Origin of the sequence: Pseudoxanthomonas japonensis, assembly GCF_010093445.1 — a bacterium.
Lineage (GTDB): Bacteria > Pseudomonadota > Gammaproteobacteria > Xanthomonadales > Xanthomonadaceae > Pseudoxanthomonas_A > Pseudoxanthomonas_A japonensis.
On sequence record NZ_PDWW01000009.1, the window covers coordinates 14,046 to 38,902 of the forward strand.

Annotated in this window: 26 protein-coding genes; 12 read left to right on the forward strand and 14 right to left on the reverse strand. The window is 69.1% G+C overall.

All coding sequences use genetic code 11. The features are described from left to right. Positions 1–128 precede the first annotated feature (128 nt). Complete coding sequence (locus tag CSC78_RS08350; protein WP_162337453.1) at positions 129–647, forward strand: adenine phosphoribosyltransferase; 519 nt, start codon at positions 129–131, stop codon at positions 645–647. Between the two features lie 33 nt (positions 648–680). On the opposite strand, the gene CSC78_RS08355 is transcribed toward CSC78_RS08350, so the two are convergent. After that, entirely contained in the window at positions 681–890 is a 210-nt protein-coding gene (locus CSC78_RS08355; RefSeq protein WP_162337454.1) for a hypothetical protein, read from the reverse strand. A 347-nt stretch (positions 891–1,237) separates the two neighbouring features. Further along, a complete protein-coding gene (locus CSC78_RS08360) occupies positions 1,238–1,720 on the reverse strand; it encodes a transposase (protein WP_162337455.1) in 483 nt (160 codons plus the stop codon). 265 nt (positions 1,721–1,985) lie between these two features. Here CSC78_RS08360 and CSC78_RS08365 point away from each other — a divergent pair, with 265 nt between their 5' ends. The 3 genes from CSC78_RS08365 to CSC78_RS08375 all read left to right on the forward strand — a co-directional run bounded on the left by CSC78_RS08365 (position 1,986) and on the right by CSC78_RS08375 (position 3,688). Further along, a complete protein-coding gene (locus CSC78_RS08365; protein WP_162337456.1) occupies positions 1,986–2,648 on the forward strand; it encodes an ECF-type sigma factor in 663 nt (220 codons plus the stop codon). Positions 2,649–2,809: 161 nt separating this feature from the next. Beyond that, entirely contained in the window at positions 2,810–3,067 is a 258-nt protein-coding gene (locus CSC78_RS08370) for a hypothetical protein (RefSeq protein ID WP_162337457.1), read from the forward strand. A 198-nt stretch (positions 3,068–3,265) separates the two neighbouring features. Continuing rightward, positions 3,266–3,688, forward strand: coding sequence for a hypothetical protein (locus CSC78_RS08375; RefSeq protein WP_162337458.1), 423 nt, complete (start codon positions 3,266–3,268; stop codon positions 3,686–3,688). A gap of 111 nt (positions 3,689–3,799) precedes the next feature. Here CSC78_RS08375 and CSC78_RS08380 read toward each other — a convergent pair whose 3' ends face one another. Further along, positions 3,800–4,636, reverse strand: a complete 837-nt coding sequence (locus tag CSC78_RS08380) for a hypothetical protein (RefSeq protein WP_162337459.1) — start codon at positions 4,634–4,636, stop codon at positions 3,800–3,802. 167 nt (positions 4,637–4,803) lie between these two features. Between CSC78_RS08380 and CSC78_RS08385 the strand changes: the two genes are divergently transcribed. Next, complete coding sequence (locus CSC78_RS08385) at positions 4,804–5,238, forward strand: hypothetical protein (protein WP_162337460.1); 435 nt, start codon at positions 4,804–4,806, stop codon at positions 5,236–5,238. A gap of 99 nt (positions 5,239–5,337) precedes the next feature. Continuing rightward, positions 5,338–5,916, forward strand: a complete 579-nt coding sequence (locus CSC78_RS08390) for a mechanosensitive ion channel family protein (RefSeq protein WP_162337461.1) — start codon at positions 5,338–5,340, stop codon at positions 5,914–5,916. Between the two features lie 49 nt (positions 5,917–5,965). Here CSC78_RS08390 and CSC78_RS08395 read toward each other — a convergent pair whose 3' ends face one another. Beyond that, positions 5,966–7,207 carry an MFS transporter gene (locus CSC78_RS08395; RefSeq protein WP_162337462.1) on the reverse strand — a complete coding sequence of 414 codons (1,242 nt, stop codon included), beginning with the start codon at positions 7,205–7,207 and terminating at the stop codon, positions 5,966–5,968. Between the two features lie 66 nt (positions 7,208–7,273). Continuing rightward, complete coding sequence (locus CSC78_RS08400) at positions 7,274–8,533, reverse strand: glycoside hydrolase family 2 TIM barrel-domain containing protein (RefSeq protein WP_238391212.1); 1,260 nt, start codon at positions 8,531–8,533, stop codon at positions 7,274–7,276. 110 nt (positions 8,534–8,643) lie between these two features. Here CSC78_RS08400 and CSC78_RS08405 point away from each other — a divergent pair, with 110 nt between their 5' ends. After that, entirely contained in the window at positions 8,644–9,030 is a 387-nt protein-coding gene (locus tag CSC78_RS08405) for a DUF6165 family protein (protein WP_162337463.1), read from the forward strand. Between the two features lie 12 nt (positions 9,031–9,042). Here the strand turns inward: CSC78_RS08405 and CSC78_RS08410 are convergent, their stop codons facing one another. Beyond that, positions 9,043–9,243: a hypothetical protein gene (locus CSC78_RS08410; protein WP_162337464.1), complete on the reverse strand. Its 201-nt coding sequence runs from the start codon at positions 9,241–9,243 to the stop codon at positions 9,043–9,045. A gap of 229 nt (positions 9,244–9,472) precedes the next feature. Here CSC78_RS08410 and CSC78_RS08415 point away from each other — a divergent pair, with 229 nt between their 5' ends. Both CSC78_RS08415 and CSC78_RS08420 read left to right on the forward strand, forming a co-directional pair. Next, a complete protein-coding gene (locus tag CSC78_RS08415; protein ID WP_162337465.1) occupies positions 9,473–12,343 on the forward strand; it encodes a serine/threonine-protein kinase in 2,871 nt (956 codons plus the stop codon). Between the two features lie 72 nt (positions 12,344–12,415). Continuing rightward, on the forward strand, positions 12,416–13,216 hold the full coding sequence (locus CSC78_RS08420) for a hypothetical protein (protein ID WP_162337466.1): 801 nt from the start codon (positions 12,416–12,418) through the stop codon (positions 13,214–13,216). A gap of 31 nt (positions 13,217–13,247) precedes the next feature. Here CSC78_RS08420 and CSC78_RS08425 read toward each other — a convergent pair whose 3' ends face one another. Next, positions 13,248–14,702 carry a nucleotide sugar dehydrogenase gene (locus CSC78_RS08425; protein ID WP_238391206.1) on the reverse strand — a complete coding sequence of 485 codons (1,455 nt, stop codon included), beginning with the start codon at positions 14,700–14,702 and terminating at the stop codon, positions 13,248–13,250. 275 nt (positions 14,703–14,977) lie between these two features. Between CSC78_RS08425 and CSC78_RS19170 the strand changes: the two genes are divergently transcribed. After that, positions 14,978–17,716 (forward strand): LuxR C-terminal-related transcriptional regulator, encoded by a 2,739-nt coding sequence (locus CSC78_RS19170; RefSeq protein ID WP_274379349.1) that lies wholly within the window; start codon positions 14,978–14,980, stop codon positions 17,714–17,716. Between the two features lie 60 nt (positions 17,717–17,776). Here the strand turns inward: CSC78_RS19170 and CSC78_RS08435 are convergent, their stop codons facing one another. The 7 genes from CSC78_RS08435 to CSC78_RS08465 all read right to left on the reverse strand — a co-directional run bounded on the left by CSC78_RS08435 (position 17,777) and on the right by CSC78_RS08465 (position 22,355). After that, positions 17,777–18,838 (reverse strand): DNA/RNA non-specific endonuclease, encoded by a 1,062-nt coding sequence (locus tag CSC78_RS08435; RefSeq protein WP_162337467.1) that lies wholly within the window; start codon positions 18,836–18,838, stop codon positions 17,777–17,779. A 109-nt stretch (positions 18,839–18,947) separates the two neighbouring features. After that, positions 18,948–19,952, reverse strand: a complete 1,005-nt coding sequence (locus tag CSC78_RS08440) for a hypothetical protein (RefSeq protein WP_162337468.1) — start codon at positions 19,950–19,952, stop codon at positions 18,948–18,950. 76 nt (positions 19,953–20,028) lie between these two features. Further along, on the reverse strand, positions 20,029–20,430 hold the full coding sequence (locus tag CSC78_RS08445; protein ID WP_162337469.1) for a hypothetical protein: 402 nt from the start codon (positions 20,428–20,430) through the stop codon (positions 20,029–20,031). A 94-nt stretch (positions 20,431–20,524) separates the two neighbouring features. Beyond that, positions 20,525–21,079, reverse strand: a complete 555-nt coding sequence (locus tag CSC78_RS08450) for a hypothetical protein (protein ID WP_162337470.1) — start codon at positions 21,077–21,079, stop codon at positions 20,525–20,527. A gap of 58 nt (positions 21,080–21,137) precedes the next feature. After that, positions 21,138–21,527, reverse strand: a complete 390-nt coding sequence (locus tag CSC78_RS08455; RefSeq protein ID WP_162337471.1) for a hypothetical protein — start codon at positions 21,525–21,527, stop codon at positions 21,138–21,140. 118 nt (positions 21,528–21,645) lie between these two features. Further along, positions 21,646–21,891: a DUF2789 domain-containing protein gene (locus CSC78_RS08460; RefSeq protein WP_162337472.1), complete on the reverse strand. Its 246-nt coding sequence runs from the start codon at positions 21,889–21,891 to the stop codon at positions 21,646–21,648. A 110-nt stretch (positions 21,892–22,001) separates the two neighbouring features. Then, on the reverse strand, positions 22,002–22,355 hold the full coding sequence (locus CSC78_RS08465) for a hypothetical protein (RefSeq protein ID WP_238391207.1): 354 nt from the start codon (positions 22,353–22,355) through the stop codon (positions 22,002–22,004). Between the two features lie 337 nt (positions 22,356–22,692). On the opposite strand from CSC78_RS08465, the gene CSC78_RS08470 reads away from it, so the two are divergent. Together CSC78_RS08470 and CSC78_RS08475 are read left to right on the forward strand one after the other, a co-directional pair. Further along, positions 22,693–24,138, forward strand: coding sequence for a M20/M25/M40 family metallo-hydrolase (locus tag CSC78_RS08470; protein WP_162337474.1), 1,446 nt, complete (start codon positions 22,693–22,695; stop codon positions 24,136–24,138). Positions 24,139–24,228: 90 nt separating this feature from the next. Beyond that, on the forward strand, positions 24,229–24,810 hold the full coding sequence (locus tag CSC78_RS08475; RefSeq protein ID WP_162337475.1) for a pyridoxamine 5'-phosphate oxidase family protein: 582 nt from the start codon (positions 24,229–24,231) through the stop codon (positions 24,808–24,810). Positions 24,811–24,857 lie beyond the last annotated feature (47 nt).

Consider the following 24,857-nt stretch of genomic DNA (forward strand, 5'->3'; position numbering starts at 1 on the left):
GAAGTGAAGGTCGCGGAAGCATAGTCGCCAGTGCGCATCCTGATTAGCAGGCATTGCCGGGAGAATGCATCCCATGGCAGGCGGGCGGTGTGCGGTAGCATCGGCGCCCTCCCGCCTGCGAGCCTCCCATGTCCGCCTGGACCGACCTGCTTCGTGATATTCCCGACTTTCCCCAGCCCGGCATCCTGTTCAAGGACATCACGCCCGTGCTGGCGGACGCGGGCGCCTTCGCGGAGGCGGTCGCGGCGATGGCCGCGCCTTGGCGCGGCATCCGCCTGGACGCAGTCGTGGGCGTGGAGGCGCGCGGCTTCATCCTCGGCGCTGCGCTGGCACGCGAACTCGACGTCGGCTTCGTGCCCGTGCGCAAGCCGGGCAAGCTGCCTGGGCATACGCTGTCACTCGACTACGGACTGGAATACGGACGCGACCGCCTGGAGATCCACGCCGATGCCATGCCCGCCGGCGCGCGCGTCATCGTGATCGACGACGTGCTGGCGACGGGTGGCACCCTGAAAGCGGCGGTGCAGCTGGTCGAACGGCAAGGCGCGCTCGTCGTCGGCACCGGGGTGCTGGTGGAACTGGGCTTCCTGGCGGCACGCGCCACCTGGGACCACGCCGCTCCGCTGCATGCGGCGGCGGTCTACTGACCGCTCGCAGGCCGCGGCCCGCAGTGTGCCCGGTCAGTCCGGCACGCGGGTGATGTAGGCACCGGTGCCGATGATCTGGAAGGTGTCGTTGTCGACACGCCGCACATGGCTGCCGTCTTCCAGCACATAGGCGGGCGCTTGGGGCCCGCTGCCACCGGACGTGCCAATGTCGCCGCTCCGGATCACCTGGATGCGGCAACGACGGCCTGCGGAATCCTCGGCGGTGAAAACATGCGTGGTCATGGGGCCTCCTGCGTGCAGGGATCGGGCCACGACGATAGGCCATCGCGTGTTAAGCGCATCGAAGCGGAATGTCATCGATCCGTGGAAGCCGGAAAAAGAGAGGGGAGGCATTGCACCTCCCCTCGGCGCCTGAGCGCGACGCCGCCCATGTGTCGGGCATGGACGGCGATGGGCACACCCGATGGGGATCGGAGTGGACCCACCTAGCCGCGGACGGGGGTACGCCCGCGGATAGCGGTCTGCGGATGAGGTCGTGGAGAGGCTTTCCGCCTCCGGCACGCCGTTCCGCGTGTTCTGCAGCAACGTCCCCTACCTATTCGCACTGCCTTGCACGTCACAGGACATGCTCAGGAAGCGCGCATCGCCCGGCTGAGGTACTTGGTGTTGTTGCGATGCAGGTAGCGTTCGATCAAGGCATGCAGATCGAGGGCGCGCTGGTCCTGCGGGTCGAAATGCGCCAGCACCTGGGCCCAGTTGCCGTCCTGCGCCCACCGGATGAAACGGACATAGATGCCGTGCCAGGAACCGAAGTCGCGTGGCAGATCCGACCAGTAGGCACCGGTCTGCGCGACCCACAACACCGCCTCGATGAACCGGCGCGCGTTGCCGCCATGGCGCGCCCGCGCGCCGACGCGGCCGGGCAAGGCATTCATCAGCTGCTTCCACTCCTCCGCCGTCAGGCGCTCGGTGATGGGCCACTGGCTGAGCGCCCTGGGACCGACGCCTTGAGGAAGGGGCCAGTGCGCCGGCAGCGCAACGGCCAGCGCCTGCGGCTCATCCGCCGCATCGCCGTCCTTCCGCGCAGTATCCACCGCGTCCTCATGCACCATGGGTCGCTCCCTTTTCCGCCGCGGCGATGTCCCCCGTCCCGATCGGCGCCATTGCCGACGCCACTACCGCACAGACCTTCCTCGAACTACCCATGCCGTCCTCTTGTGGATCCCGCTCTTCCGATACCTGCACCGCGCATTCCCGGCTCCCTGCCCCCCGTTCCCGGCATGTCGGCGGACGAAGCAGGGGTTACGGCTTGCTTGACGGCCCCGGGAGGGGTTTATATGTAAGGAACGAGATCGTGATGACAGGCACATTCCGGACATGACAGGGCGGCGGGACATTGAGGGGATCGGAGCCGGCGCGGAGGACCTGCCGGGCTCGCTCGACGTGGCCGCCATACCGCCCGCGGACCCGGATTCCGTCACCCAGCTGCTGGGGGAGGTCGAGAAGGGCGAGTCCGGCGCCTGGAACCGCATCTACGCGCTGCTGTACCGCGACCTGCACCAGATCGCCCGGTCGCAGATCCGCCAACAGCGGCGCGGCCATGTGCGCTCGCCCACGTCGTTGATCAGCGAGACGTGGCTGAAGCTGGCCAGTGCCGACTTCAGCGTGGAGAACCGCGCCCACCTGGTGGCGCTGGTCGCGCGCGCCATGCGCTTCGTCCTGCTGGACGAGGTCCGTCGCACGCTCGCGGAGAAGCGGGGCGAAGGCATGGACCTGCTGCCGCTGGACGAAACCACCGAACCGGGCCAGAGCTCACGGCTGGAGCAGTTGCTGATCCTCGACCAGGCCCTCAACGACCTGGCCAAGCTGGATGCGCGGCTGGCACAGGTGGTGGAGATGCGCTATTTCGGCGGGCTCAGCGAACTGGAAATCGCGGGCGTCCTGAAGGTGACCGAACGCACCGTGCGCCGCGACTGGCGGAAAGCGCGCGCTTTCCTGTTCAGCCATCTCGGCGAAGGCGAACTGCCCGACCCCGTCTGAGTCCAGCGGCAGTGCGCTGCGGGGGCACGTCCGGAAAGACCTTCCGGCAACGAATGCTCAGACGTGCACCGCCGACTCCCCCCTTCGCCGTTCCTCTGCCGTGCCGCGTCCTTGCCGGCGCCGATGCAGGGGCATGCCGCCACAGCCCGAACGGCACGCGCATGAAGCAGGCCACGGCACTGGCGATGGACCTGTTCAGCGTGTACAGCGAGATGTCGGACGACGACCAGGCCGGCGCCCTGGCAATCCTCAGGACCATCGACCCCCTGGTTCACGACGCGCTGGTCCAGTTGCTGGTCACGGACGCGCTGACGCACGAGCTCGATGCGCCGCCCTGGCACGGACGCCCGTCCTCGGCTCGGGCGGCGGTCGGGCTCCCTGACCTGCCGCACGACAGCACCGACACGACGCGGGGCTGACCCGCGGACGCGATGACCGGCGCTGCGCTGTGGCATGCGTCGCACTTCGCATCACACTCGTCGCGGCATCCGGTCACTCTCCTGCCTTCGGCGCGAAGCGCGGATCTGGAATTGAGACAGCGTTGGCAGCCGCCCCACCGGGGGGGCTCGCTAGCATGGAGCCCTGCTGTCGAACCCCTGCCCGCACAAGGAGTGCAGATGACGATCCATGCCGCCGCCGCCTTCGCCGGCACCTGGCAGCTGCTGCCCGAGCAGTGCGACTACCAGCTCGGCCGCGCACCGCGCGCCGGCCACTACCGGCTGGCGTGCGCGGACGACGGCGCGCTGTCGATCGCGTCGGAATGGCTGGGCAGGAACGGCAAGCGCCACCGCGCGGCCTTCGACGGCAGGGCCGACGGCACGCCCTACCCGTATCACGACACCCCGCATGCGGATGCGCTGAGCTTCGAGCCGGTATCGCCCACGCAACTCCACTCGACCACCTGGCGCGATGGCCAGGAAGTGCAGTGGTCCGAACGCGAACTGGTGGATGCCGACACGCTGGTCATCCGCATGCGCGGCCACCTGAGCGATGGCCGCAGCTATACCAACGTGGGCGTGTTCCGCCGGCAGGACAGCTGACGTCATCCGCTCGGTCGGCAGCGATCCGGCCTGCCGAACGGAAAGGGCGCCCCGAGGGCGCCCTTTCTGCTTGCGGAAAACCGGACGGAGATCGTCCGTGGCAATTCGGCCTCAGCGCGTCTGCACACAGTTCTGCAGCCACAGCACGCGCTTGAAGTCGTCGTAGCGCAGGAACTGGCCCTTGAACACCACACGGTCGCCCTTGCGGAACGTCAGTACGTTGGCCAACTGGTTCGGCTTGAACAGGCATGCGACGCCCACGCGCGGCTCGTTGTCGCCGGGCACCTGCAGCAGGCCCGTGCCCGGCTGCGGAATCTCGAACGAGACGTTGTAGTCCTCGCCATCCTCCTGCACGTAGTCCACGCGGCCGCGCAGCGCGTAGTTGCGGCCCTTGTGGCGTGCGGTGACGGCCACCGCGTTGCCCTTGGCTTCCCGCGCGATCTCGCGCGAGAACACGTAGACGTCCTTCACCGTCACGTCGGCGTTGTTCTGCGTCTTCGCGCCCTGCGCCGCCGCGGCGCGCCCTTCCTTGCCGCCCTTCATCTTGGCGAGGATCTCGCACATGTAGGGCCGCATCGCATCCTGCTTGGCCAACTGGCCCTTTTCCGTCTTCACCGTCATCTGCACGACGGCGGCACCGCCCTCGTCGCTGATGTTGATGAGCGTCGGGATCGCGCGCGTGCTGCCGGTGGAGCGCTGTTCTACCAGCATGGCGCCAGTGTCGACATCCTCGGTGATCACGTCCATCTTCTCGCCGATCATGATGCCGCGCATCTGGCCCATCGCGTCCTTGACCGACAGGTCCAGCACCGTGACCCGGCTGGAGAAATCGTTGCCCGAGAAGATGCTGCCGGACTTGCTGAAGTTGTCCTCGCATTCACCCGCGCTGGCGGCGGGCGCCACACTCGACAGGGCGAGCGCGATGGCGGCAAGTAGCTTGTAGGTCATGTGGTCCTCACAAAGTGGAAGTAGCGGGCATCCCGGACGCCACGCGTCATGCTTCCGACCGCCGGGGTCCGTCCCCACCGCATTCTGGCAAGGTCGGACGACGCATCACAAGCACATTGCGCTCTAGAATCGCGTTCTTCCTTCAAACAGAGGTCAAATCCACCGCCATGCAAGAGACCCGGCCGTCGTTCCGCATCACCGCCGCCGTCGCGCTGCTCTCGCTCGCCGCCGGCGCATCCGCAGACGACGGCGCGCCGCCCCGCGTGTTGCCGGCAGATGTGCAGGCCGATGTCGAGGCGATCGCCGGACACCTGACGCAGGTGAACGACGCCGATGCCATGCTCGCCTGCGGCAAGGCGGTCGACAATGCACGGTACGGCGTGGAGACCATGCTGGAGGTCGGCGAGAAGAACCTGCGGGCCGGCTACATGACCCAGGCCGCCTACGATGGCATGGCGCCCGCCCTGCGTTCGCTGCTCGCCGCACTGAGCCTGCAGGACTGCGAATCCGCCAGCGGCGTGCGGCGCGATTTCTACCAGTGCATGTCCAGCGACTACAACCACGTCCTCGCCTGCGGGAAGGCGCATCCGTTCGAACCCTGAGGTTGACCCTGCGCATCCGCGCCCTCACCCTTCCGGCATGATCCAGCACGCTTCTCCCGCCCTCCAGTTCGCGTCTTCCGTCTCCACGGAGGCCTGCTGATGTCGTGGCCCGCATTCAACGGCTGGCTGCAGGAAGGCGCGGCGGTCGCCATCCCGATCGCCCAGGCGCTCGCGATCCTGCTGGGCGCATGGGTGCTGCTACGCGTGTTGCGCATCATCGTGCGCCGCATCTGCGACAGCTACCACCTGCCGGCCCAGGTGGCGGTCAGCGCGCGGCGGCTGCTGGGCGTCCTGGTCTATATGTCCGCAGGCATGCTGGCCCTGGGCCGGCTCGGCGTATCGGGCAGCGTGCTGTGGACCGCGCTGACCGGCTTCACCGCGGTGGCCGCCGTCGCGTTCTTCGCCGCCTGGAGCGTGCTGTCGAACATCTTCTGCAGCGTGCTGATCCTGACCACGCGACCGTTCCGGGTGCACGACCACATCGAGGTGCTGGAGAACGGCGACAAGCCGGGCCTGCGCGGCCGCGTGATCGATATCAACCTGCTCTACACCACGCTGCTGGAAGAGGACGCCCTGCGCGGCGACACCGTACTGCAGATCCCCAACAGCCAGTTCTTCCAGCGCACCACACGGCGCTGGCGCTCGGGCTCGCCACCGGCCGCCTCCGCACCGGAGTAAGGCCCCGCCGCGTCAGACGATTACGGGCGCGAAACGCGTAAGCCGCGAATCAGGAGGCCGCATCGCAGGCGACCTCGGCCGGCGTGGCCGCGCCGCGCAAGGTCCGTTGCGCCCACAGGTAGATCAGCAGGCCGGCCACCGCCATCGCGGCACCGACATAGCCCGTCGACGTCCACCCGTACCCTGCGGTGATCGCCATGCCGCCAAGCCAGGGGCCGAGTGCGTTGGCGGTATTGAACGCGGCGTGGTGCGAGGCGGCGGCGAGCGTCTGCGCATCGCCTGCCACGTCCATCAGATGCGATTGCAGGATGGGGCCGAGCGCGCCCATCAGGCCGATGGTTACCGTGGCCAGCAGGATCGTCGGCAAGCCCTTCGCCAGCAGCGGGAACAGCAACAGCGCCACCATCGCCCAGGCCAGCACCATCCACGCGCCCCGCAACTGGAACCGGTCCGACAACCAGCCGCCGACGAAATTGCCGATCACGCCGCCCACGCCGAAGCCGGCGAGGCCCAGCGGAATCCAGGCCGGCGACACCCGCGTCACCTCCAGCATCGTCGGTGCCAGATAGCTGAAGACCGAGAACATGCCGGCGAACCCGATCGCGCCGATGGCCAGCGCCTGCCACACCGGCAACCGGTTGAAGGCACGCAGTTCGTCCAGCGGGTGCGCCTTGGCGCCGTCGATGCCGGCCGGCAACCAGATCGCCAGCAGCGTGGCGGTGGTCAACGCGACCAGCGCCACCGCGGCGAACACCCAGCGCCAGTCGATGATCTGGCCCAGCCAGGTCGCCAGCGGATTGCCGATCAGGATCGCCAGGGTCAGGCCCAGCATGACCAGGCTGATCGCACGGCCGCGCTTGTTGGGCGGGCTGATCGCCACCGCGGTCAGCGCGGCGACGCCGAAGTACGCCCCATGTGGCAGGCCGGCGATGAAGCGGAACACCAGCAGGCTTTCGTAAGTCGGACCCAGCGCACTCGCCAGGTTGCCCAGCGCATAAAAGCCCATCAGGGCCAGCAGCAGGGTCTTGCGCTTCCAGCCGGCGCCGAGGATCGCCAGCAACGGCGCGCCGACCACCACGCCGAGCGCATACGCGCTGATCAGGTGCCCGACCTGCGGCTCGGTCACGCCCAACGACGCCACCATGTTGGGCATCAGGCCCATGCTGGCGAACTCGCTGGTGCCGATGGCGAAACCGCCCAGCGTCAGCGCGAACAGGATCAGGCCGACCTGACGTGCGGTCAGTTCATCGGCGACGGAGGGGAGAGAAGTGGGGGGCGGTGCGACATCCATGTCGCCATTATGCTGCGCCGCAGCACTGGCGGTCGACCTTGCGGGTGGAACGCTGCGGGCGACGGATCAGGGGCGCGCCACCAGGAACGGCAGGTTGGCGTAGGCCGCATGCCCCTGACCGTCGTGGACTTCGACGAACAGCCGGTAGGCACCCGGCGCGTCCGGCGCGATGAGGGTCATGCCGCCCTTACCGTCCTGTTGCAGGACCAGTTCGACCTCGTCGGGCACGTCCTCGCGGTCGCCGCCGATGCTGGTGGCCGTGCTCTCATGCAGCACGGTCCATGTGTACGTCACGGCATCGCCGTCGGCATCCTGCGCATCGGCGTGCGCGGCGTACGACTTCCCCGCCGCCAGCACGATGCTGTCGGTCGCGACGCGGCCGTCCAGCCGCAATGGCCGGATCGAAGGCGCGCGGTTCGCCGGCCACGCACCGGTCCAGACGTACTGCATGGCGTCCACCGCCGGCGTGCTCGCGCCGCTGGGCAGGAACAGGCCGTACCACGTCGGCGTGCGCTCCTGCTTGTCGCCCCACAGGAACACGTACGAGCCCAGTCCCTGCTTCGTGTCGGCGGCGATGACCTGTTCGTAGCGCTGCTGCAGCAACGCCGCCTTGCGCGAGGCGTCGTCCTCCATGGGCGCCTTCCACGTCGTCAACGGACTTTCCCAGTGCCCGGTCGGGCCCCACTCGGTGACGACGTACGGTCCGGTCCAGCCGCTGCTCTCGAGCTTCTCCGGCAACGCACCGATGTCGCCATACAGCTGGATGCCGATCAGGTCGAGCGACGGCGCGCGCGCCTTCAGCAGGTCGATGAGCTTCCTGTCGAAACCGGCCAGCGTGGTCATCACCGGATGGTTCGGGTCTTCGGCGTGGATCATGTCGGCGATGCCGCCGACGGCATTCCACACCTTCGGGTTGCTGTAGTGCAGGTTCAGTTCGTTGCCGACCACCCACATCAGCACGGCAGGATGATCCTTGTAGAGACCGACCTCCCGGCGGATACGCTCGAGCTGCCCCTTCACCGCGGCGCGATCGTCGTAATCGAACCCGTGGCGCTCGTTGCCCACCTCGATGCCCATCGCCACCTTCAGGCCGTTGCGCTGTGCACGGTCCAGCATCGCGCGCACCCTGGCCTCGTCCATACCGGTGCTCCACGTGCGGAAGGAATTGCCCCCGCGCGCGGCCAGCGCTTCCTGGCGGTCGCCACTCATGCCCGCGCCCTTCACACGAAACGGCGCGCCATCGACCAGCAGGACATGTGCGCCGTCCTGCTGGACGATGCGGACCTGCGATGGCGCCGCGAGCGCCAGGGGAGAGAGAGCGAGCATCAGGATCGATGCGAACAGGCGCTGCAGCATGCGGATGTTCTCCGGCCACGGATGACGGGGCATCATGCCATGCACGCCGTCGTTGGCCTCACCAGGGCTAGAATGGCCGCATGAACACCATCCTCATCCCCGTCTCCATCGGCGAACTGGCCGACAAGCTGACCATCCTCGAGATCAAGGCCGAGCGCATCGAGGATGCCGGCAAGCGCGCGCACGTGCAGGTCGAACTGGAGGGGCTGCGCGCACTGTGGGCGCCACTGGAAAGCGCGCAGGAAGCACTCGCCCCGCTGAAGCGCGACCTGCGCGCGATCAACGAGCGCATGTGGGACGTGCAGGACGCGTTGCGCGCCAAGGAAGCCGCGCAGGCCTTCGACGGCGAATTCGTCACCTTGGCGCGCGCAGTCGCGCAGCGCAATGGCGAACGCATCGCGGTGAAGAACACGATCAACCGCCTGGCCGGCTCCCGCTTCATCGAAGAGAAGCAGTACCAGGCGTAAGCCGGTGGTGCGCTACGCGACGCCGTGGCGCTCGCGGATCACCTGCAGGCGCTCGCGGTAGTACAGCGCATCCGCCGCGACTTTCGGCGGATTCTCCGCCAGCCAATCCACTGCCTGCCGCATCAGCGCCGCCTTGTCGGCGTCCGGTGCTTCCAGCGCGGTATCCACGCGATCCAGCTGCAGGATGACGTCTTCGCGGGTCGGATGGGTCATGGGCATTCTCCTGTCTGATGGCCCGATTCTGGCCGCGCGGGCGTGTGCGCCATGTCATCGTCGCGGCGAACCCGCATGCGCCGCCCGGGGCGCGTCCTGTCGACGCTCGCCTTGCCGATGTCACCTCACATGACACCGCCCGCCGGGAACCTCGTCCCATGAAGTGCACGCGTCGCCCCTCCTCCCCGATACCTCCGCGTGCAGATGCCGGACAGGGCGTCCGTCCGGCATGAATACCCCCACCCTCCGCGCGCTGGCGCTGTTCGACGAGTACCTCACGCTGCCGGTCGCACGGCGTGCCACCGCGCTGGCTTCCCTGCAGGATGAAGATCCGGACACCCACCGCATGCTGCAGCGCCTGCTGGCATCGGACATGGCGCTGGATGCCGGCGAACAGGCGGACCTGCTCGACCAAGTGACGGAGACCCTGGTCGCGCCCACCCGGTCGTCGGCCTCCGCGCGCGATCCCCTGCTGGGACAGCGCCTGGGTCCGTGGCGCATCGAGCGCGTCATCGGCCTCGGCGGCATGGGCACCGTCTACGAAGCGCAGCGGGACGATGGCCAGTACCGGCAGCGGGTGGCCTTGAAGTGCATCCATCGCGAACTGTCGTCGCCACCGCTGGTCGCCAGTTTCCTGCGCGAGCGCGAAACGCTGGCGGCGCTCGATCACCCGGGGATCGCGGGACTGATCGATGGCGGGCTGGATCCGCACGGCAATCCCTGGTTCGCCATGCGCTACGTGCAGGGCGACCTGATCGATGCGTGGTGCGACCGTCGACGCAGCGGACTGCGGCGACGGGTGGAACTGCTGGTGCAGGCCTGCGATGCGGTCGCCTACGCGCACGCGCGCCACGTGCTGCACCAGGACATCAAGCCGTCCAACCTGATGGTGACCGACGAAGGCCAGGTGCAGTTGCTCGACTTCGGCCTGACCGCCTCGCTCACCGCATCCGGCAGCGCGCCACGCCTGGCGATGTCGCAGGGCTACACCGCACCGGAAGCCCTGTCGTCCGCCGACCCGCAGGCCACCGCCGACATCTGGTCGCTGGGCCGACTCATGTACTCCCTGCTGGGCGGCATGCTGCCGCCGCCGCGATCGCCCCTGCAGTTCGTCGGGCCCGCGATGGCGGACACCGATGCGGAGACGCCGACGATGTCGTCGCTGGCCGCTCGCATGCCCGTCGCCTCGGCCCGCATGCGCGGTGCGCGCACGGCGGCATCCCTGGCGCGCCAGCTGGCCGGCGACCTGGACGCCATCGCACTGCGCGCCACCGCGCCGTTGCCGGAGGCACGCTACGCGTCGGTGGCCGCATTGCGAAGCGACCTGACCGCATGGCTGAACGGACAGCCCGTGCAGGCGCGCGCAGGCGGACTGGCGTACCGCATCGGTCGTGCGTTCGCGCGCCATCGCATCGCCACCGCCCTAACGGTCCTGTGCCTGCTCGCACTGGCGGCGGGCGGCGGCATCGTCGCCTGGCATGGCCGGCAACTGGCGCACGAGGTGGCGGAAGCGCAGGCGCTGTCGCAGGTGTTCGAGCAGACGCTCGGCACCGCGACCCTGTCCAGCCTCGGCGCCACGCCGTTGTCGTCGCAGCAGTTGCTGGCCGATGCCGAACTGCGCATGCGGACGATGGACCTGCACGAACATCCCCGCGTACAGGCCCGCGGACTTGCCATGCTGGCGCGCAACTACATGGCCATCGGCGACTACGCACGCGCCACGGTGCTGGCGCAGGAAGCGAGTGCGCTGCAGCCGGACGATCCCGCCGGCAGCGCCGCCACCCTGGCTGCGCTGCTCAACCTGCAGGGCAAGCCCGCCGAAGCCGGCCGCGTGGCCCACAGCGCGCTGGCGGCGGCCGGCGACGACGTGCCCGCATCCACACGGCTGCAATTGCTGACCGAACAGGCGCGCAGCCAGTGGCATCAACTGCAGCGCGACGAGGCGGAGCGCACCCTGACCGCGGCGCTGGCGCTGGCCCGGACACACGGCGATGCGATCGCGCAGTCGGAATTGCTGACCCTGCGAGGCCAGTGGGCGTTGCGGCAATTCAGCTTCGCCGCAGCCGACGCCGACCTGCAGGCGGCGATCGCCTTGTCGCGCGACCGCGCGCCGCTGGTGGCCGATGGCGCCCGCTTCCTCGTCGCCCAGAACCTCATGGCGCTGGGTCACGTGGAAGAGGGGCGCGATCTGGCGGCAAAAGTGCTGGCGGACTACCGGCGACAGCTGGGGGAGTCGCACCCGCTGGTCGGCCGCGCCTGGCGCATGCTGGCGCACGCCGACTGCGCGCTCGGGGCGTCGCGCGCATGCCAGGACGGGCTGGACCGCGCCGAGGCGATCGTGCGCCGCCACTATGGCGAGCAACATCCCGAGTACGCCGACGTCCTGCGCGTGCGTGCGCTGGCTTCGCTGTTCGACCCCGACAGCCCGATCGATGGCATCGCGCTGCTGCGCCGGGCGGACACGATCCTGCGTGCATCCTATCCCGCGGACCACGACGACGTGCAACGGGTAGCTTCGATGCTGGCCCGCCGCCTGCTCACCCTGCGTGCCCCCACGCCCGTCGTCCGTCGCCAGCAGGTGAACGAAGCCATCGGCATGCTGGAAGCCGCGCTGGTGCACAGCCGGCAGAACCGCCTGCCATTGCCTCCCCTGCACCGGATCAGCCTGGCCGAGGGCCTGATCGAACGGAACGCGCCGGGCGACCTCGCGCATGCGCGCCGCCTGCTGGAGGAGAACACGGAACTGCTGCAGGCCTATGCGCCCGACTTCATCTGGGGCTTACTGAACCGCCTGCTGCAGGCGCGCCTGGCGCTGCGTGCGGACGACCTCGACCAGGCGGACGCGCTGGTGTCGTCGCTCGAAGCGACGCTGCCCCGGCAACCGGCCACGAACCAGCGGCCGGAATGGTGGGCGAACGTGCTGGTGATGCGCGCCGACCTCGACCTGCGCCATGGCCGCCGCGCACAGGCACGCACCGCGCTGGAAAGTGCCGTCGCGTACACGCAGGCCACGTACGGAAACGAGCACGCGCAGACCCGTGCGATGCGCCACCTGCTGGCGACGTTCGACAGGACCGGCACGATCGCGTCCAACGAGTGACGCGATAACGACGTCCGGTGAAAACGCCCTGACACGAAAGGCAGAAGATTCCCCGGCGCCTGGAGCCCTGCCATGTGTGGTCATTGCACCGAGCGCGCCGCGCTGGCCGAACGCCTGGCGACGCCGACGCCATGGGGCGCCGCATCGCCCGATCCGCTGCTGCTCCCCGTCCACCTTCAGGAGGCCGGCGACTGGCGCCAGGTGGCCAGCACCGTCGCCGGCGGCGGCGACCTGGTGCTGGCGATCATCGCGCTGTGCCGTGCCGCCTGCGCGCGCCTCATGCAGGGCGAGCGCGCGTCGCTGCGCGACGTCCTCGCGCCTGCGTTGCACGCGCGGCTCGAGCACTGGCTCGCCTCGCTCGATCTTCCCGATGCGTGGACATGGCTGCGCGACGAAGCGCCCGCGCCCTGCCCGCTGCCGCTGGCGATCGCGCGGGACGAACTCGATGCCTACCTCGCCGGCTGGCTCCGGGTGCCGCATGCCCTCGCGCCCGCCTGGGACGAGACGATGCTGCACGAACGCCTGCCGCGCCTGTCCGCCGCACTCGACGTCCTGCACCGCGATGCGCCGGACGACGACCGCCTGCTCCTGCTGGCCCTGTCGTCCCCCGGCGCCACGTCGCCCTTCAGCGCCATCGACCTGTGGCTGCAGCGACGCGCCGTCCGGGCGGTGATCGCCCATCGCGGCGTCGCCTTCGTGCTTCCGCTGCTGGAGCGATGGCGCAGCGGCACCCTGCTGGCAGCGGTGCTGCGCGGCGACCTCGACGCGCCGGCGCTGCAGGTTCTCCATGCCGCAATGGCGCAGCGTCCCGACGACGGCACCGAGGGCACGCGCGACCTGCGCATCGCCGTCGAACAGGCATTGCCGCGCTAGGGCGATGCCGCGGTGCGCCGGTGGCCGCGCACTACAGGGCGAGCAGCACCACGTCCTCGCGCAGGCTGGCCGGCTCGACGACCGACTTGATGTCGACGAAAAGACCACCCGGGCGCAAGGCCTGGCCGATCAGCGCGTGGATGCCCTCGACGTATTCCGGATGCGGCACCGCCAGCACCAGCACATCCAGATTGTTCCAGCCCGTCACGTCCTCCAGGTCCAGGCCGTATTCGCGCCGGGCCTCGTAGAAATCGGCGCGCGTGTCGGCGATGCGTGCCTTGATTCCGTAGATACCCAGCGCTTCGGCCAGCTCGAACGCCTTCGAGTCGCGCAGGTCGGCGATCCCCTCCTTGAAGGTGATGCCCAGCACGCCCACGCGCGCACCACGCACCTTCTTCTCCTGCGCGGCGAGCTGCAGCACGATGCGGCTGGCCACGTAGGCCGGCATGCTGTCGTTGATCCGGCGCCCGGCCAGGATGATCTCCGGGTGGTAGCCCAGCTGCTCCGCCCTGGCATTGAGGTAGAGCGGCTCCACGCCGATGTGGTGGCCGCCGCCCACCAGTCCGGGCGTGAACGGCAGGAAATTCCACTTGGTCGACGCCGCCTTCAGCACGTCCGCGGTACGGATGCCGACCAGCGCGCAGATCTTCGCCATCTCGTTCATCAGCGCGATGTTGACGTCGCGCTGCGTGGTCTCCAGCACCTTGGCTGTTTCGGCGACCTTGATGGAACTGGCACGATGCACGCCGGCCCCGATGATCGCCCCGTACACCTCGGCCACCAGGTCGAGCGACGCGGCATCCTGTGCGGAGACGACCTTGGTGACGGTATCGAGCGTGTGTTCCGGGTCGCCAGGATTGACGCGCTCGGGACTGTAGGCGAGCTTGAAGTCCACGCCGCAGACGAGCCCGCTGGCCTTCTCCAGTGCCGGACCGCAGATCTCTTCGGTGGCGCCGGGGAACACGGTGGACTCGAAGACGATCACCGCCCCGGGCCGCATCACCTCGCCCACCAGCGCGCACGCGGACTCCAGGCAGGCGAGGTCGGGCTTGCCGCCCGCGGTCAACGGCGTGGGCACCGCCACGATGAAGAAGTTGCAATCGGCCAGCGCCGTCCTGTCGTCGCGCAGCTCCAGGCGGGTGCGCGCGAGATCGGCCTCCGCCACTTCGCCGGTGCAGTCCACGCCACGGCGCAGCATCCAGATGCGGATCTCATCGATGTCGAAACCGATGGTCGGGAACGTGCGCGCCATCGCCATCGCGACCGGCAGCCCGGCGTGTCCCAGCCCGATCACGGCAGCGGAAATCCTGCCGAGCCGCCCCTCGCGCTGGTCCCACAGGTAGGCGCCGCCGGGACAGGCGAGCGCATGGTCGCCGTGTCCGTCGTGCTGCACGCCGCAGGCGTCGATGACGGTGTTCGCGCTCCGCGCCACCGCGGCGTCTTCGGTGGAAGCCGTACAGCGCTTCTGCATCTCCAGGGCGTTCATGGCGATCTCCCGTGTGCGTGTTGACGGCACTCTGATCGAAAGGCGGTGCACCGTCGCCGTCCTAAAGGACGGTTCTGCTCGCGCAACGCGCATGGCTGCTGTCACAAATGCGGTCAAGACGCAAAAGGAGTACGGTCCCTCAATCGGCACCATCGCACGTGTCACATTCACGTCGGACGCTTCATCGGGAAAGGATCGCGACGGCGACATGCCGTCGCTCGACAACGGGTCGTCGCCTCTCGCCACACCAGGGGCGTACCAGAGAAGGAATGGCCATGCCGCCGGGCGCATCGCACATCCTGTCCACGAAGCTGCGTCCTCCCACGCAGCTCGCCGATGCGATCGACCGGCCCCGATTGACCGCGCGGCTGGTGCGCGAACTGCCGAAGGTGGTGCTGGTGACGGCCGCTGCCGGCTTCGGCAAGACCACGCTGATCGCGCAATGTCACAAACTCATGGGCGACCAGGCGGTGTGGCTGTCGCTCGACCGCAACGACCAGGACCCCTTCGTCTTCCTCCGCCACCTGATCGCCGGTTTCAACCGCGCGCGGCCGGTCATTTCCCTGGCCACGGAGAGCTTCGTGGAAGGCCGTGCCGCCACGGTGGACAAGGACGAAGTCACCCTCCGCATCGCCAACGACCTCGACCGGCTCGAGGAAGACCGTGTCCTGTTCCTCGACGACTACTACCTGGCCGAGACGCCGGAGTTCAACGACCTGGTCCACTGCCTGATAGAACGTTCTTCCGCGCGCCTGCACGTGGTCATCACCAGCCGCGCGATCCCCGGGCTTCCGATCGCACGCTACCGGGCCCGCAATGCGATGCGTGAAGTCGGCACGCGCGAACTCACCTTCAATCGCACCGAAGCGCATGCGCTGCTGGTACAGGCGCACCGTCTGAACCTGGCCCCACGCGAACTCGACCTGCTGCTCCGCCACACCGAAGGCTGGGGGGCCGGGCTGCACCTGGCCAGCCTCTTCCTGAAGGACAGTCGCGATCCGAAGGACGCGCTGCATGGCCTGTCGGGCGATACGCGCGACATCGCGGACTACCTGGCGGCCGAAGTGGTGCAGCGCCAGCCACCGGATGTCCAGCGGTTCCTGCTGCACACCGCCATCCTCGACCGCATGAACGCCGACATCTGCAACGCGCTGCTCGGTCGCGACGACGCGCAGGCCATGCTGGAACGCATCGAAGCGCTGGGCCTGTTCCTGCTTCCGCTGGATGCCCGGCGCCACTGGTACCGTTACCACCACCTGTTCCGCGACTTCCTGCGCGCGCAGCTCAAGCGCCTGCATCCTGCGGCCGTGCCGGCGCTCTACCGCAGCGCGAGCACCTGGTTCGCGCAGGCAGGACTGCAGGAAGAAGCCGTCAACATGGCGCTGGACGCCGACGACTACGACCACGCCGCGCACCTGGTCGAGCAGTTCGCCATCGACATGATCAAGCACGGGCACGTGCCGCAGGTGGCGCGCTGGATCCAGCGCTTCCCCGCGTACGTGCTCGAACAGAATCCGCGCCTGCCGCTGTACCAGTGCTGGGCGGTGGCGCACATGGCGCAGGTCCACCAGGCCGAACACCTGCTGCGCCGGGTGGAAGGTGCCGTCGACACCCTTAGCGCCGGCTCCGCCGACGCGCGCGACATGCTGCACGCGGAGATCCACACCCTGCGCGCCATCGTGGCGCTGATGGCCGACGACATCGAGCGTACCGAGGCGCTGTCGGCGTTGCGCCTGCCCGATACGCCCGACTACCAGTTCCTGTCAGGCTGCCTCAACAACGTCGCCGGCCTGGCCGCGCTGGCGCGCAGCGATTTTGCACAGGCCATCGTGTCGGCGGAACGGGCCGGGCACTTCCACGCGGACTCGGGCTGCGTGTACGGGGTCTGCTACAGCCGCTGCATCATCGGCCTCACCCACGTGGCGCAGGGACGGCTGTCCGAAGGGCGCCGCCACTTCCTTGGCGCGCGCGAGGTCGCGGTACAGGGCAGTGGCGCTCGCTCGTTCAATGCGGCGATGCCGCGCGTGCTGATCGCCATGCTCGACTACGAGGCCGATGCGCTGGACGCCGCCTACGCCATCCTCGAGGAGGACCTGCCGCTCGTCGACGAATGCGCCTACGTCGACATCCGCACCGGCGGCTTCCTGGCCATGGCCGGCGTGCTCGGCGCACGCGGCCAGACCCATGCCGCCCTTGCCTACCTGGACCAGGCGGTCACCATCAACGTCGAGGCCGCGTTCGAACGGACCTGCGCGCTGGCCCACGGCGAGAGCATCCGGCTGCGGCTGGCGGCCGGCGACGTGGCCGGCGCGCGGCGGTTCGCGCGCCACACCGGCATCGACGATGCCATCGTGCTGCCCACCGCGTGGTCGCGCCTGCCCGCGCTGCGCGCCACCAGCCAGTGCCGCCTGCTGATCGCCGAAGGACAGGCCGCGGCCGCCATCGCACCGCTGCAGGCCCTGATCGTGCTGGCCCAGGCCGCCGACCGCCGCGCGCGCGAGATCCAGTTGCTGTCCCTGCTCATCGTCGCCTTCGTACAGACGCGCCAGCAGGATGCCGCCTTCGTCGCGGCACGCCGCGTCCTCCGGCTGGGCGCGGAGGAAGGCTTCATCCGCAGCATCCTCGACCAGGGCAGCGCCGCCGGCGAGACGTTCGCCGCCTTCGCGCGCGACAAGGCGAGCGTGGCGCACCTGCCACCGGTCGAAGCCGACTATCTCGCCCGCATCTGCGCGTCCGGCGGCACAGGCGAGGCCGTCGGAGACGACGCCGTGCCGTTCGCCCCAGGCGCCACCACCTCGTTCGTCGTCAACGGCATCACCGAATCGCTGACGCATCGCGAGATCCGCGTGTTGCGCCTGCTCGCCGACGGCGCGTCCAACACGCAGATCGGCGCGTCGCTCTTCATCTCGGTCAACACCGTGCGCTGGCACGTCGCCAACATCCTCAGCAAGCTGCACGTCGAGAACCGCACCCAGGCCGCCGCCACCGCGCACCTGCTCCGCCTGGTCGACTGATCCGCCGGTAACCGCTTCGCCCCGCATCGCACCCGGTACGTCCCAGGCGGTCCACCTCCATCACTGGCACGGGATCGGCTGCACCGTGCCCTCCAGCCGGCGCTGTTCGGCGGCGTCGAGCCGGGGCAGGAAGTCGAAGCCGGTCGCGTCCTCGATGGCGTCGATGCTGGTGGCGAAGTCGTCGAGCTGGGCATTCTCCGGCAGCACCTCGTTCGGCATCACTGCGGCCCATGCGCGCAGTTCGTCGGCAGGCGTGCGGTACACGAGAATCTTCCAAGTGTGCGTGGGGATCACCACGCCGTCGCCGAGGGTGTCGACGGTGACGAACGCGACATCGCGCTCGGTATAGACCATCGGGCCGCTGATCACCCACTTCGCGCCGCGCACCGGACCGGTGGTGCGTGCGCAGGCTTCCAGCCGCGCCCACTGCCCGCGGTTCATCGACCGGTGCTGCGGCACCGCGTTGGAGAGATAGAAGGTGTCCTGCATGCGCGACGCGCTGCTCGAATGCGCTTCGGCCGGCGCCATGTGGCCGATGTCGATTGGGAACAGGCCCGCCCGCGTGCGGTGCTGCGAGGAGCCGGCATAGTCGCGCGGCACCGCACGCGCCAGTCGTAGCTGCGGGTCGGCCTTGAACGACAGCGACCCGCGCTCGACGTTGCTGCGCAGCGATGCCGTCGTATAGGTCTCGCACACCCAGTAGGGCGTCTTCAGGTCGGCGCTGTGCAGCAGGGCATAGCCTGCACGCACGACGCGCTCGGTGTCGCCGAAGTCCAGCCCGCGCCGCGGCACCGGTTCGCCGAACGGGCATTGCGTCGTGGCCGTGCTGGTCGCGGCGGTCGTCGCCATGGCCGTGCGCGCCGTCTCCGGCGGCGGCGGTGGAGGCAAGGCGGCGTCGCCCGCCATCAGCGGTGATCCCATGGCATCGGCGATGGTGGTGGCCGCCTCGCCACCGAAGTGCGGACGGACGGCGGCATCGTGCGGCACGCGGCTCGGTATCCGCTTCGCCTCGTCGCCCGTGGACGACCGCACCGGTCCGCGCGTCGTGCAGCCGACCACCACCAGGCCCACGGCGAGCAGCAGCGCCGCGCGTAGCCACGCGCATGAGGATGGAACCGTCATGGGGAACCTCCGGTGTCCGGGGTGGCGGACGATCCATCGCCCGTCGCGAGGACCTCATCCCTCGACACGCATCCCCGCGCGCGCGCCGGCCACCACCGGCGGCCGTGCGTCAGCCGGAACGGAACTGCCCGCGTTCGATCCCGTCGCGCCAGCGCTCCGGCTGCGGCTGCCAGGGGCCTTCGCCCAGCACCGCCTCCACCAGATGCGCGATGGGAAAGCCGAGGTGGTGTTCGGCGGCCAGCCCGCCATCCTGCAGGTGCGCGGCGGCGACGAACGCACGGAACGCCGGCTCGTCGCGCGCCGCCAGCGCGGTGATCTTCTTCGCCAGGTCGTACGACAGGCGGTTGCCCTCGTCGGTGGCGAGGAATGACCTGCCCGACCAGAACGCCTGGATGCTGTCGGCGTTCCAGTACGCCGCATGCTGCGCCGCGACCTCGTAAGGGAAGTAGAGCTGCGCCTGCGGTGCGGCCAGCTGCGGGAACATCGTGTGCTCGGTGTTCACCGCCAGCCCTTCGTTGAGCCACGCCGGGATGGGCAGGTGGGTCAGCAGGCAATGGGTCAGTTCGTGTGCGATCACCGGTTCCATCGCGTCGATCTGCTCCAGCGGCATCACGAAATGCCCGTAGCCCGCCTGGATGAACATGCCGGACGACATCGCGTACTCGCCACCGTCCGGGTAGTAGTGGCCGACGTAGTCGTAATAGTCGTCGGGATCGTCGAACACCATCACCACGTGCCGCCCCCACCCGCCCTGGTCGGCCAGCGACCCGAGGTTGCGCACGATGCGCGCGCGCATGCGCTGGCAGGTCGCCAGGAACACCTGCGCGGGACGCGCCTCCAGCGTGGACAGCAGCAGGAAATCCTGCGACGCGGCGATGCCGTAATGCGTGCCGAGCGCATCGCGCAGCGCCTCCAGCCACGCCTGCGCGGCCGAGTCCCAGAACGCGTGCGCCGCCTCGCCGGCAAGGTCGCCGGCCTGCGCGTCCAGGCGTTCCCAGTCCACGATCGGCAACCGTGTATCGGCGAACCAGGCCATGTCCACCGCGACGCGCGGACGTGCTGCCGTCGGCGTGGCCTGCGGGCGTGAGAAGAGGCGGGTCAGGTGCCTGAGCATGGCACTCCTTTGCGTACGGCCAGGGGATCGCGGAAGACGGCCTCGCTTGCATGCCGCCTCGCTTCGGCACGCGACATCACGGCGCCCCGCGCAACACGTCCAGTCCGCTGCGCGGATCCGACGCCGGCCCGGTCAGCGAGCAGATGCCCGTCGCCAGCGCATCGTCCTGGCCCCACGCGTACACCACGTAGTCCTGCCCGGTGTTGAAGCGGTACCCGCAATCACCGCCGCCCATCCCCGTCTCCACCGAGAGCCGGCGCACGGGGGTGCCCTTGAACGTCTCGCGGACGAGGAAGCGGACGCGGCGGCGGGGCTCGCCGTGGGCGTCGTCCTCGATGGCCTGCACCTGCCCCAGGAATACGCGCGTGTGCCGCGTCTTCTCTTCGACCGGCGTGCCGGGACGCATGCAGGAACACGCGTCGGCGCGCACTGGCAGCGACGCGGCGGCGAGCAGCAGGCAGAGGATCGCGGGTTTCAAGCGGCATGCTCCTGTAGGGAGGGTGCGCCGGCGCAGGAGGGCGAGGACGACGACGTTCCCGCTGCGGCGTCGCGATGGTAGCAGCGGCATTGCCTCATCGATCATGCGCGTGGTCGTCGCTCCGCAGGCTGTCGATCATGTCCACCAGCGGCGACACGATCAGTGGCATCGCCAGCAAGCTGACGCCCAGCGTCAGCAAGTACAGTCCGAAGGGGTTGGTGACCAGCAGCGCCGCCTTGCCCGGCTCCCAGCCATGCAGGTAACGCCAGAACGGCACCAGGCCTGCGGCCCAGCCAACCAGTCCCGCAAGCGGCGCCAGCTGCAGGTATTCCGCGTTCGCCACGGTGCCGCGCTGCAGGTGCAGGTCGTCGTCGATGTCGCGGAACGCGGTGACGCCCATCCTGATGCCGCCCGCCGCCATCGCCAGCAGGCACAGCAGGTACATGGATGCCGACATGTCCAGGCCGGGGTGATGTTGGGTGAACAGCACCCAGCCGGTGACGGACACGATCACCAGTACCTGGACGCAGGCGAGCCATCGCCATCGCCGCCGGAGCTGCGCGACCCGGCGTGTGTCTTCATCCTTTGCGCGGAACTGCAGGTCCTTCGGCTCGGGACGCGAGCCGGGGCCGGCGGTATCGGGCTGCATGGCATCCCCTTGCCGTATGCCTGCGCATGATAGAGCGCCGGAGCGCGCGTCGCGCCGCTCAGGTGCCCGCAGGCGGGACGGTGTCCACGGTGGCGCGCACTGCGTTCCAGTTGAACAGGAAGCCACGATGCTCGGCCCAGGTCTGTCCCGTCGCGGTGTCGCCGGTCAGACAGACGGAGGTGTGGTACGGGCCCACGCCGTCTGTGGTGCGGAAGCTGGCGCACAGCCGGCCGCGGCTCTGCTTCCAGCGTCCCGCCTCGATCGTGCTGTTGTAGAAACGGCCGGCGACCGTTCCGTCGGCATTGAGCGTCAGTTGCATCGGCTGCGTATACGGCGTGCCGGGCTCGGTGGACAGATCGACCACCCACGCACCGTCCAGTGGGGTGGCGTCGGCGACGGCGGGCACGGCGTGCAGCAGGGCGAAGGCGAACAGGAGGAAAGGGCGCATGGAGGTCCTGAGGGGAAAGCCGGTGTGGCGTGTTCCGCTTACGGCATCCTGTAGCCGACCGGATGCACGCCTCCGCACGCGTGGCCCTCGACGTCGCGGCGGCGGGCGCGAGCCCGCCCTACGCGGTGGGCGTGTCGTGCAGCGCGACGTTCAGGCGGTCCACCACCATCGCCCAGTCGGCGTCGTCGAGGCGCTCTTCGCGCAGCAGTTGCGCCTGCGCAGGCGACCAGAACGGCGCCTCTTCCAGACGCACGTCATCGGGCAACGGCGAATGCGTGGCGATGAACTGCTGGATGCTGGCGTTGTCGTTCGGCAGGCCCAACTGCGCGAACAGGTCGGAGAACGGGTGGACGGTCGGTTCCATGGTGTCGTCTCGTGGAGGAAGGGTTCCAGCCTATTCGCAGGAGCGTGAAGCCGGCGGGTAACGCATGGTCCCGGAGGTTGCGGGCCGCACCGACGGCATGGCGGGCAACCTCAGGCGCGACGCTGCGCGAACCAGCGGCGAACCGAAGGAAGGAACAGCATCGCGCCAACGGCGATCCGCAGGATCCCGGCCGCCACGGCGGGCCACTGCGCGATCGAGACACCCCGCCAGAGCAGCCGCCCGAGCAGGAATGCCGCGATCACCGTCGTCAGCACCAGCCACACCCTGGCCCACGGCTGCTTTCGCCACAGCGCGACCGACATCGCCACGCCGTAAAGGCCGATGACCACCATCGAGGGCGTGAAGAGTTCGAACTGCGCCATGGGCGTGGCATACAGCGGAAGGATCTCGAGCGCCAGATGCGCGAGGTAACACGCGATGATCGCCAACATCGCGGGCGGCATGGAGGTGCCGTCAGGCGCGGGAAGCGATGCGCGTGGCGCTTCGTAGGGATTGGATGCGTCGCTCACGATGGCGCCTGCATGGACGTGGGGTTCATCGACAGTGCTTCGGATACCAAGCGTAGCCCGGATAAGGCCGCAGGCCGCATCCGGGGCCGGACGGTCGACTGGCCGGCGGGAACGCTGCGCCTGCGCGGGCTGCGTCGCTCGATCCGACGCGCCCCTGTGCGGAGGGTGCGCGATGGCGGGCTTGAGCCCGCCCTACGGCGACGTGGTGGCGCCGAGGAAGTGGTAGCGTGGCGGTCGTAATGCTGCGGGCCGGCATCCGGGGGAGGCGACGATGAAACTGTTCTGGCTGGGGCCGATCATGCTGCTGCTCGTGCTGGTCAGCGCGGGACTGTTGCGGTCGGACACGCGGCGCGCGACACACGCCGCGGCGGTACGCACGCAGGCCGTGTCTTTCGTGATCCGTTCGTCTGCGCCGCATGCCGTGGATCCCGCGGATGCGCCTTCCCCGATTCGTGCTGGAACCGGCATGACGATCGCCGCGCCCGCGGCGGCGGCACCCTCGCCCGCCGACCCGTTCGCGCCGGTGTACCTCGTGACCTCGCAGGCCACCTGGCAGGGCATCCGTGGGCTGACGCGCCAGGCCGTCGCGCGTCGCGACAGTGCGGGCATGCCGCTGGTGATCGCCGAATCGCGCGCGGACAGGCTGGGCGAGATCAGCCACTACGTGCACGTCAACGAGAAGCGCTGCGGCGGTTACTTCGCTTTCTCCACCCGCGCGCGGGCCGAGGCCTTCGTGCAGGCCGACCGCGCGAAGCAGGCGATGGCGAAAACGATGCTCGCGGGCTACACGCTCGACAACCAGGCCACGGTCAACCGCTGGTTGCCGCAGGTGCAGGAGCGACGCCTCTACGACACCATCAACCACCTCTCCAGTTACCAGAACCGCTATTTCGCCAGCAGCCATGGCAGGACCTCGGCCGACTGGATCCGCAACCACTGGCAATCGCTGGCCGCTGGCCGCAGCGACGTCACCACCGAGCTGTTCACCGCCTGCACCAACTGCAGCACGCAACCCTCGGTCATCCTGACCATCCGCGGCTGGGACCTGCCGAATGAAGTCGTCGTGCTGGGCGCGCACCTGGATTCGATCAACGCCAGCAATCCGTACGACCCCAACCAGCATGCACCCGGCGCCGACGACGATGCCTCGGGCATCGCCACGCTCACCGAGACGCTGCGCATCGCGCTGGCCGACGGCTGGCAGCCGCGGCGTACGGTGAAGTTCATGGGCTATGCCGCCGAGGAAGTCGGCCTGCGCGGCTCCAATGCCATCGCGCAGTCGTTCCGCGCCAGCGGCGTCAACGTGGTCAGCGTGCTGCAGGTGGACATGACCAACTACAAGGCGGGCGCGACCAGCGACATGAAGCTGATCAGCGACTACTCCAACACCGACCTGAAGACCTTCTTCGTCACCCTGTTCGACACCTACCTGGCGCCGATGGGCCTGACGCGCAGCGCCACCGCATGCGGATACGCCTGCTCGGACCACGCGTCGTGGACGAACGCGGGATATCCCGCGGCGATGATGTTCGAAGGCGGCAGCCCGAGCGGCAGCTTCCCCTACATCCACACGTCCTACGACACGCTGGCCACGATGGGCGAGTCCGCGCAGCACAGCGTCAAGTTCACCCAGTTCGCCCTGGCCTACCTGGGCGAGACTGCGAAGACGCGCGGCAAGGTCACGGGCGGGCCGGCGCAGATGCGGGTGAGGGAGTGACATCGCGGGATGGGCCTTGGCCCACCGTGCGGGATGGCCGATGGTGCGCGATGGCGGGCTTGAGCCCGCCCTACGGATCTGGAGACCGACATGAGACATGCATTCGCGAACATCGCGTTCACCCCGGCCGTCCGCGACGCGCAGGCACGCGACGGCAGCCGCGCGCAGTACGCCCGCGCCTTCGAGTCCGGCGACGAGGTGCGCAATGCCGAGCTTGGCCCGGACGAGGCGGCCTTCATCCACGCGCAGCGCAGCTTCTACATGGCGACGGTGTCGGAAACGGGCTGGCCGTACGTGCAGCATCGCGGCGGCGCGGCGGGCTTCCTGCGCGTGGTCGATGCGAAGACGCTGACGTTCACCGACCTGCCCGGCAACCGGCAGTTCATCAGCGTGGGCAACGTGGCCAACGACGACCGCGTGGCGTTGATCCTGATGGATTACACGCACCGGCAACGGTTGAAGCTGCTGGGCCGGCTGAGCGTGGAAGAGTCACCGGGCGAGGCGCGCACCGAACGCACCATGACGATCCACGTGGACGCCTTCGACTGGAACTGCCCGAAGTACATCCCGGTGCGCTTCGAAGCCGAGGACGTGCAGCGCGCCCTGGCCGAGCGCGATGCGCGCATCGCCGAGTTGGAAGCGCAACTGGCCGCGTTGCGCCGTTCGTCGTAGGGCGGGCTCAAGCCCGCCGACTGATGGGTACCGATCGCGTGCAATGG

What these genes read in the sequence shown, in the direction of transcription:
- CSC78_RS08355 (WP_162337454.1), bottom strand. Translation starts at nt 890, where the DNA reads ATGACCACGCATGTTTTCACCGCCGAGGATTCCGCAGGCCGTCGTTGC.
- CSC78_RS08455 (WP_162337471.1), bottom strand. Translation starts at nt 21,527, where the DNA reads ATGCGCCCTTTCCTCCTGTTCGCCTTCGCCCTGCTGCACGCCGTGCCC.
- CSC78_RS08405 (WP_162337463.1), top strand. Translation starts at nt 8,644, where the DNA reads ATGAACACCATCCTCATCCCCGTCTCCATCGGCGAACTGGCCGACAAG.
- CSC78_RS08365 (WP_162337456.1), top strand. Translation starts at nt 1,986, where the DNA reads ATGACAGGGCGGCGGGACATTGAGGGGATCGGAGCCGGCGCGGAGGAC.
- CSC78_RS08450 (WP_162337470.1), bottom strand. Translation starts at nt 21,079, where the DNA reads ATGCAGCCCGATACCGCCGGCCCCGGCTCGCGTCCCGAGCCGAAGGAC.
- CSC78_RS08475 (WP_162337475.1), top strand. Translation starts at nt 24,229, where the DNA reads ATGAGACATGCATTCGCGAACATCGCGTTCACCCCGGCCGTCCGCGAC.
- CSC78_RS08385 (WP_162337460.1), top strand. Translation starts at nt 4,804, where the DNA reads ATGCAAGAGACCCGGCCGTCGTTCCGCATCACCGCCGCCGTCGCGCTG.
- CSC78_RS08470 (WP_162337474.1), top strand. Translation starts at nt 22,693, where the DNA reads ATGAAACTGTTCTGGCTGGGGCCGATCATGCTGCTGCTCGTGCTGGTC.
- CSC78_RS08415 (WP_162337465.1), top strand. Translation starts at nt 9,473, where the DNA reads ATGAATACCCCCACCCTCCGCGCGCTGGCGCTGTTCGACGAGTACCTC.
- CSC78_RS08460 (WP_162337472.1), bottom strand. Translation starts at nt 21,891, where the DNA reads ATGGAACCGACCGTCCACCCGTTCTCCGACCTGTTCGCGCAGTTGGGC.
- CSC78_RS08390 (WP_162337461.1), top strand. Translation starts at nt 5,338, where the DNA reads ATGTCGTGGCCCGCATTCAACGGCTGGCTGCAGGAAGGCGCGGCGGTC.
- CSC78_RS08440 (WP_162337468.1), bottom strand. Translation starts at nt 19,952, where the DNA reads ATGCTCAGGCACCTGACCCGCCTCTTCTCACGCCCGCAGGCCACGCCG.
- CSC78_RS08420 (WP_162337466.1), top strand. Translation starts at nt 12,416, where the DNA reads ATGTGTGGTCATTGCACCGAGCGCGCCGCGCTGGCCGAACGCCTGGCG.
- CSC78_RS08380 (WP_162337459.1), bottom strand. Translation starts at nt 4,636, where the DNA reads ATGACCTACAAGCTACTTGCCGCCATCGCGCTCGCCCTGTCGAGTGTG.
- CSC78_RS08370 (WP_162337457.1), top strand. Translation starts at nt 2,810, where the DNA reads ATGAAGCAGGCCACGGCACTGGCGATGGACCTGTTCAGCGTGTACAGC.
- CSC78_RS08400 (WP_238391212.1), bottom strand. Translation starts at nt 8,533, where the DNA reads ATGCTCGCTCTCTCTCCCCTGGCGCTCGCGGCGCCATCGCAGGTCCGC.
- CSC78_RS08410 (WP_162337464.1), bottom strand. Translation starts at nt 9,243, where the DNA reads ATGACCCATCCGACCCGCGAAGACGTCATCCTGCAGCTGGATCGCGTG.
- CSC78_RS08395 (WP_162337462.1), bottom strand. Translation starts at nt 7,207, where the DNA reads ATGGATGTCGCACCGCCCCCCACTTCTCTCCCCTCCGTCGCCGATGAA.
- CSC78_RS08465 (WP_238391207.1), bottom strand. Translation starts at nt 22,355, where the DNA reads ATGCCGCCCGCGATGTTGGCGATCATCGCGTGTTACCTCGCGCATCTG.
- CSC78_RS08425 (WP_238391206.1), bottom strand. Translation starts at nt 14,702, where the DNA reads ATGAACGCCCTGGAGATGCAGAAGCGCTGTACGGCTTCCACCGAAGAC.
- CSC78_RS08360 (WP_162337455.1), bottom strand. Translation starts at nt 1,720, where the DNA reads ATGGTGCATGAGGACGCGGTGGATACTGCGCGGAAGGACGGCGATGCG.
- CSC78_RS19170 (WP_274379349.1), top strand. Translation starts at nt 14,978, where the DNA reads ATGCCGCCGGGCGCATCGCACATCCTGTCCACGAAGCTGCGTCCTCCC.
- CSC78_RS08375 (WP_162337458.1), top strand. Translation starts at nt 3,266, where the DNA reads ATGACGATCCATGCCGCCGCCGCCTTCGCCGGCACCTGGCAGCTGCTG.
- CSC78_RS08350 (WP_162337453.1), top strand. Translation starts at nt 129, where the DNA reads ATGTCCGCCTGGACCGACCTGCTTCGTGATATTCCCGACTTTCCCCAG.
- CSC78_RS08435 (WP_162337467.1), bottom strand. Translation starts at nt 18,838, where the DNA reads ATGACGGTTCCATCCTCATGCGCGTGGCTACGCGCGGCGCTGCTGCTC.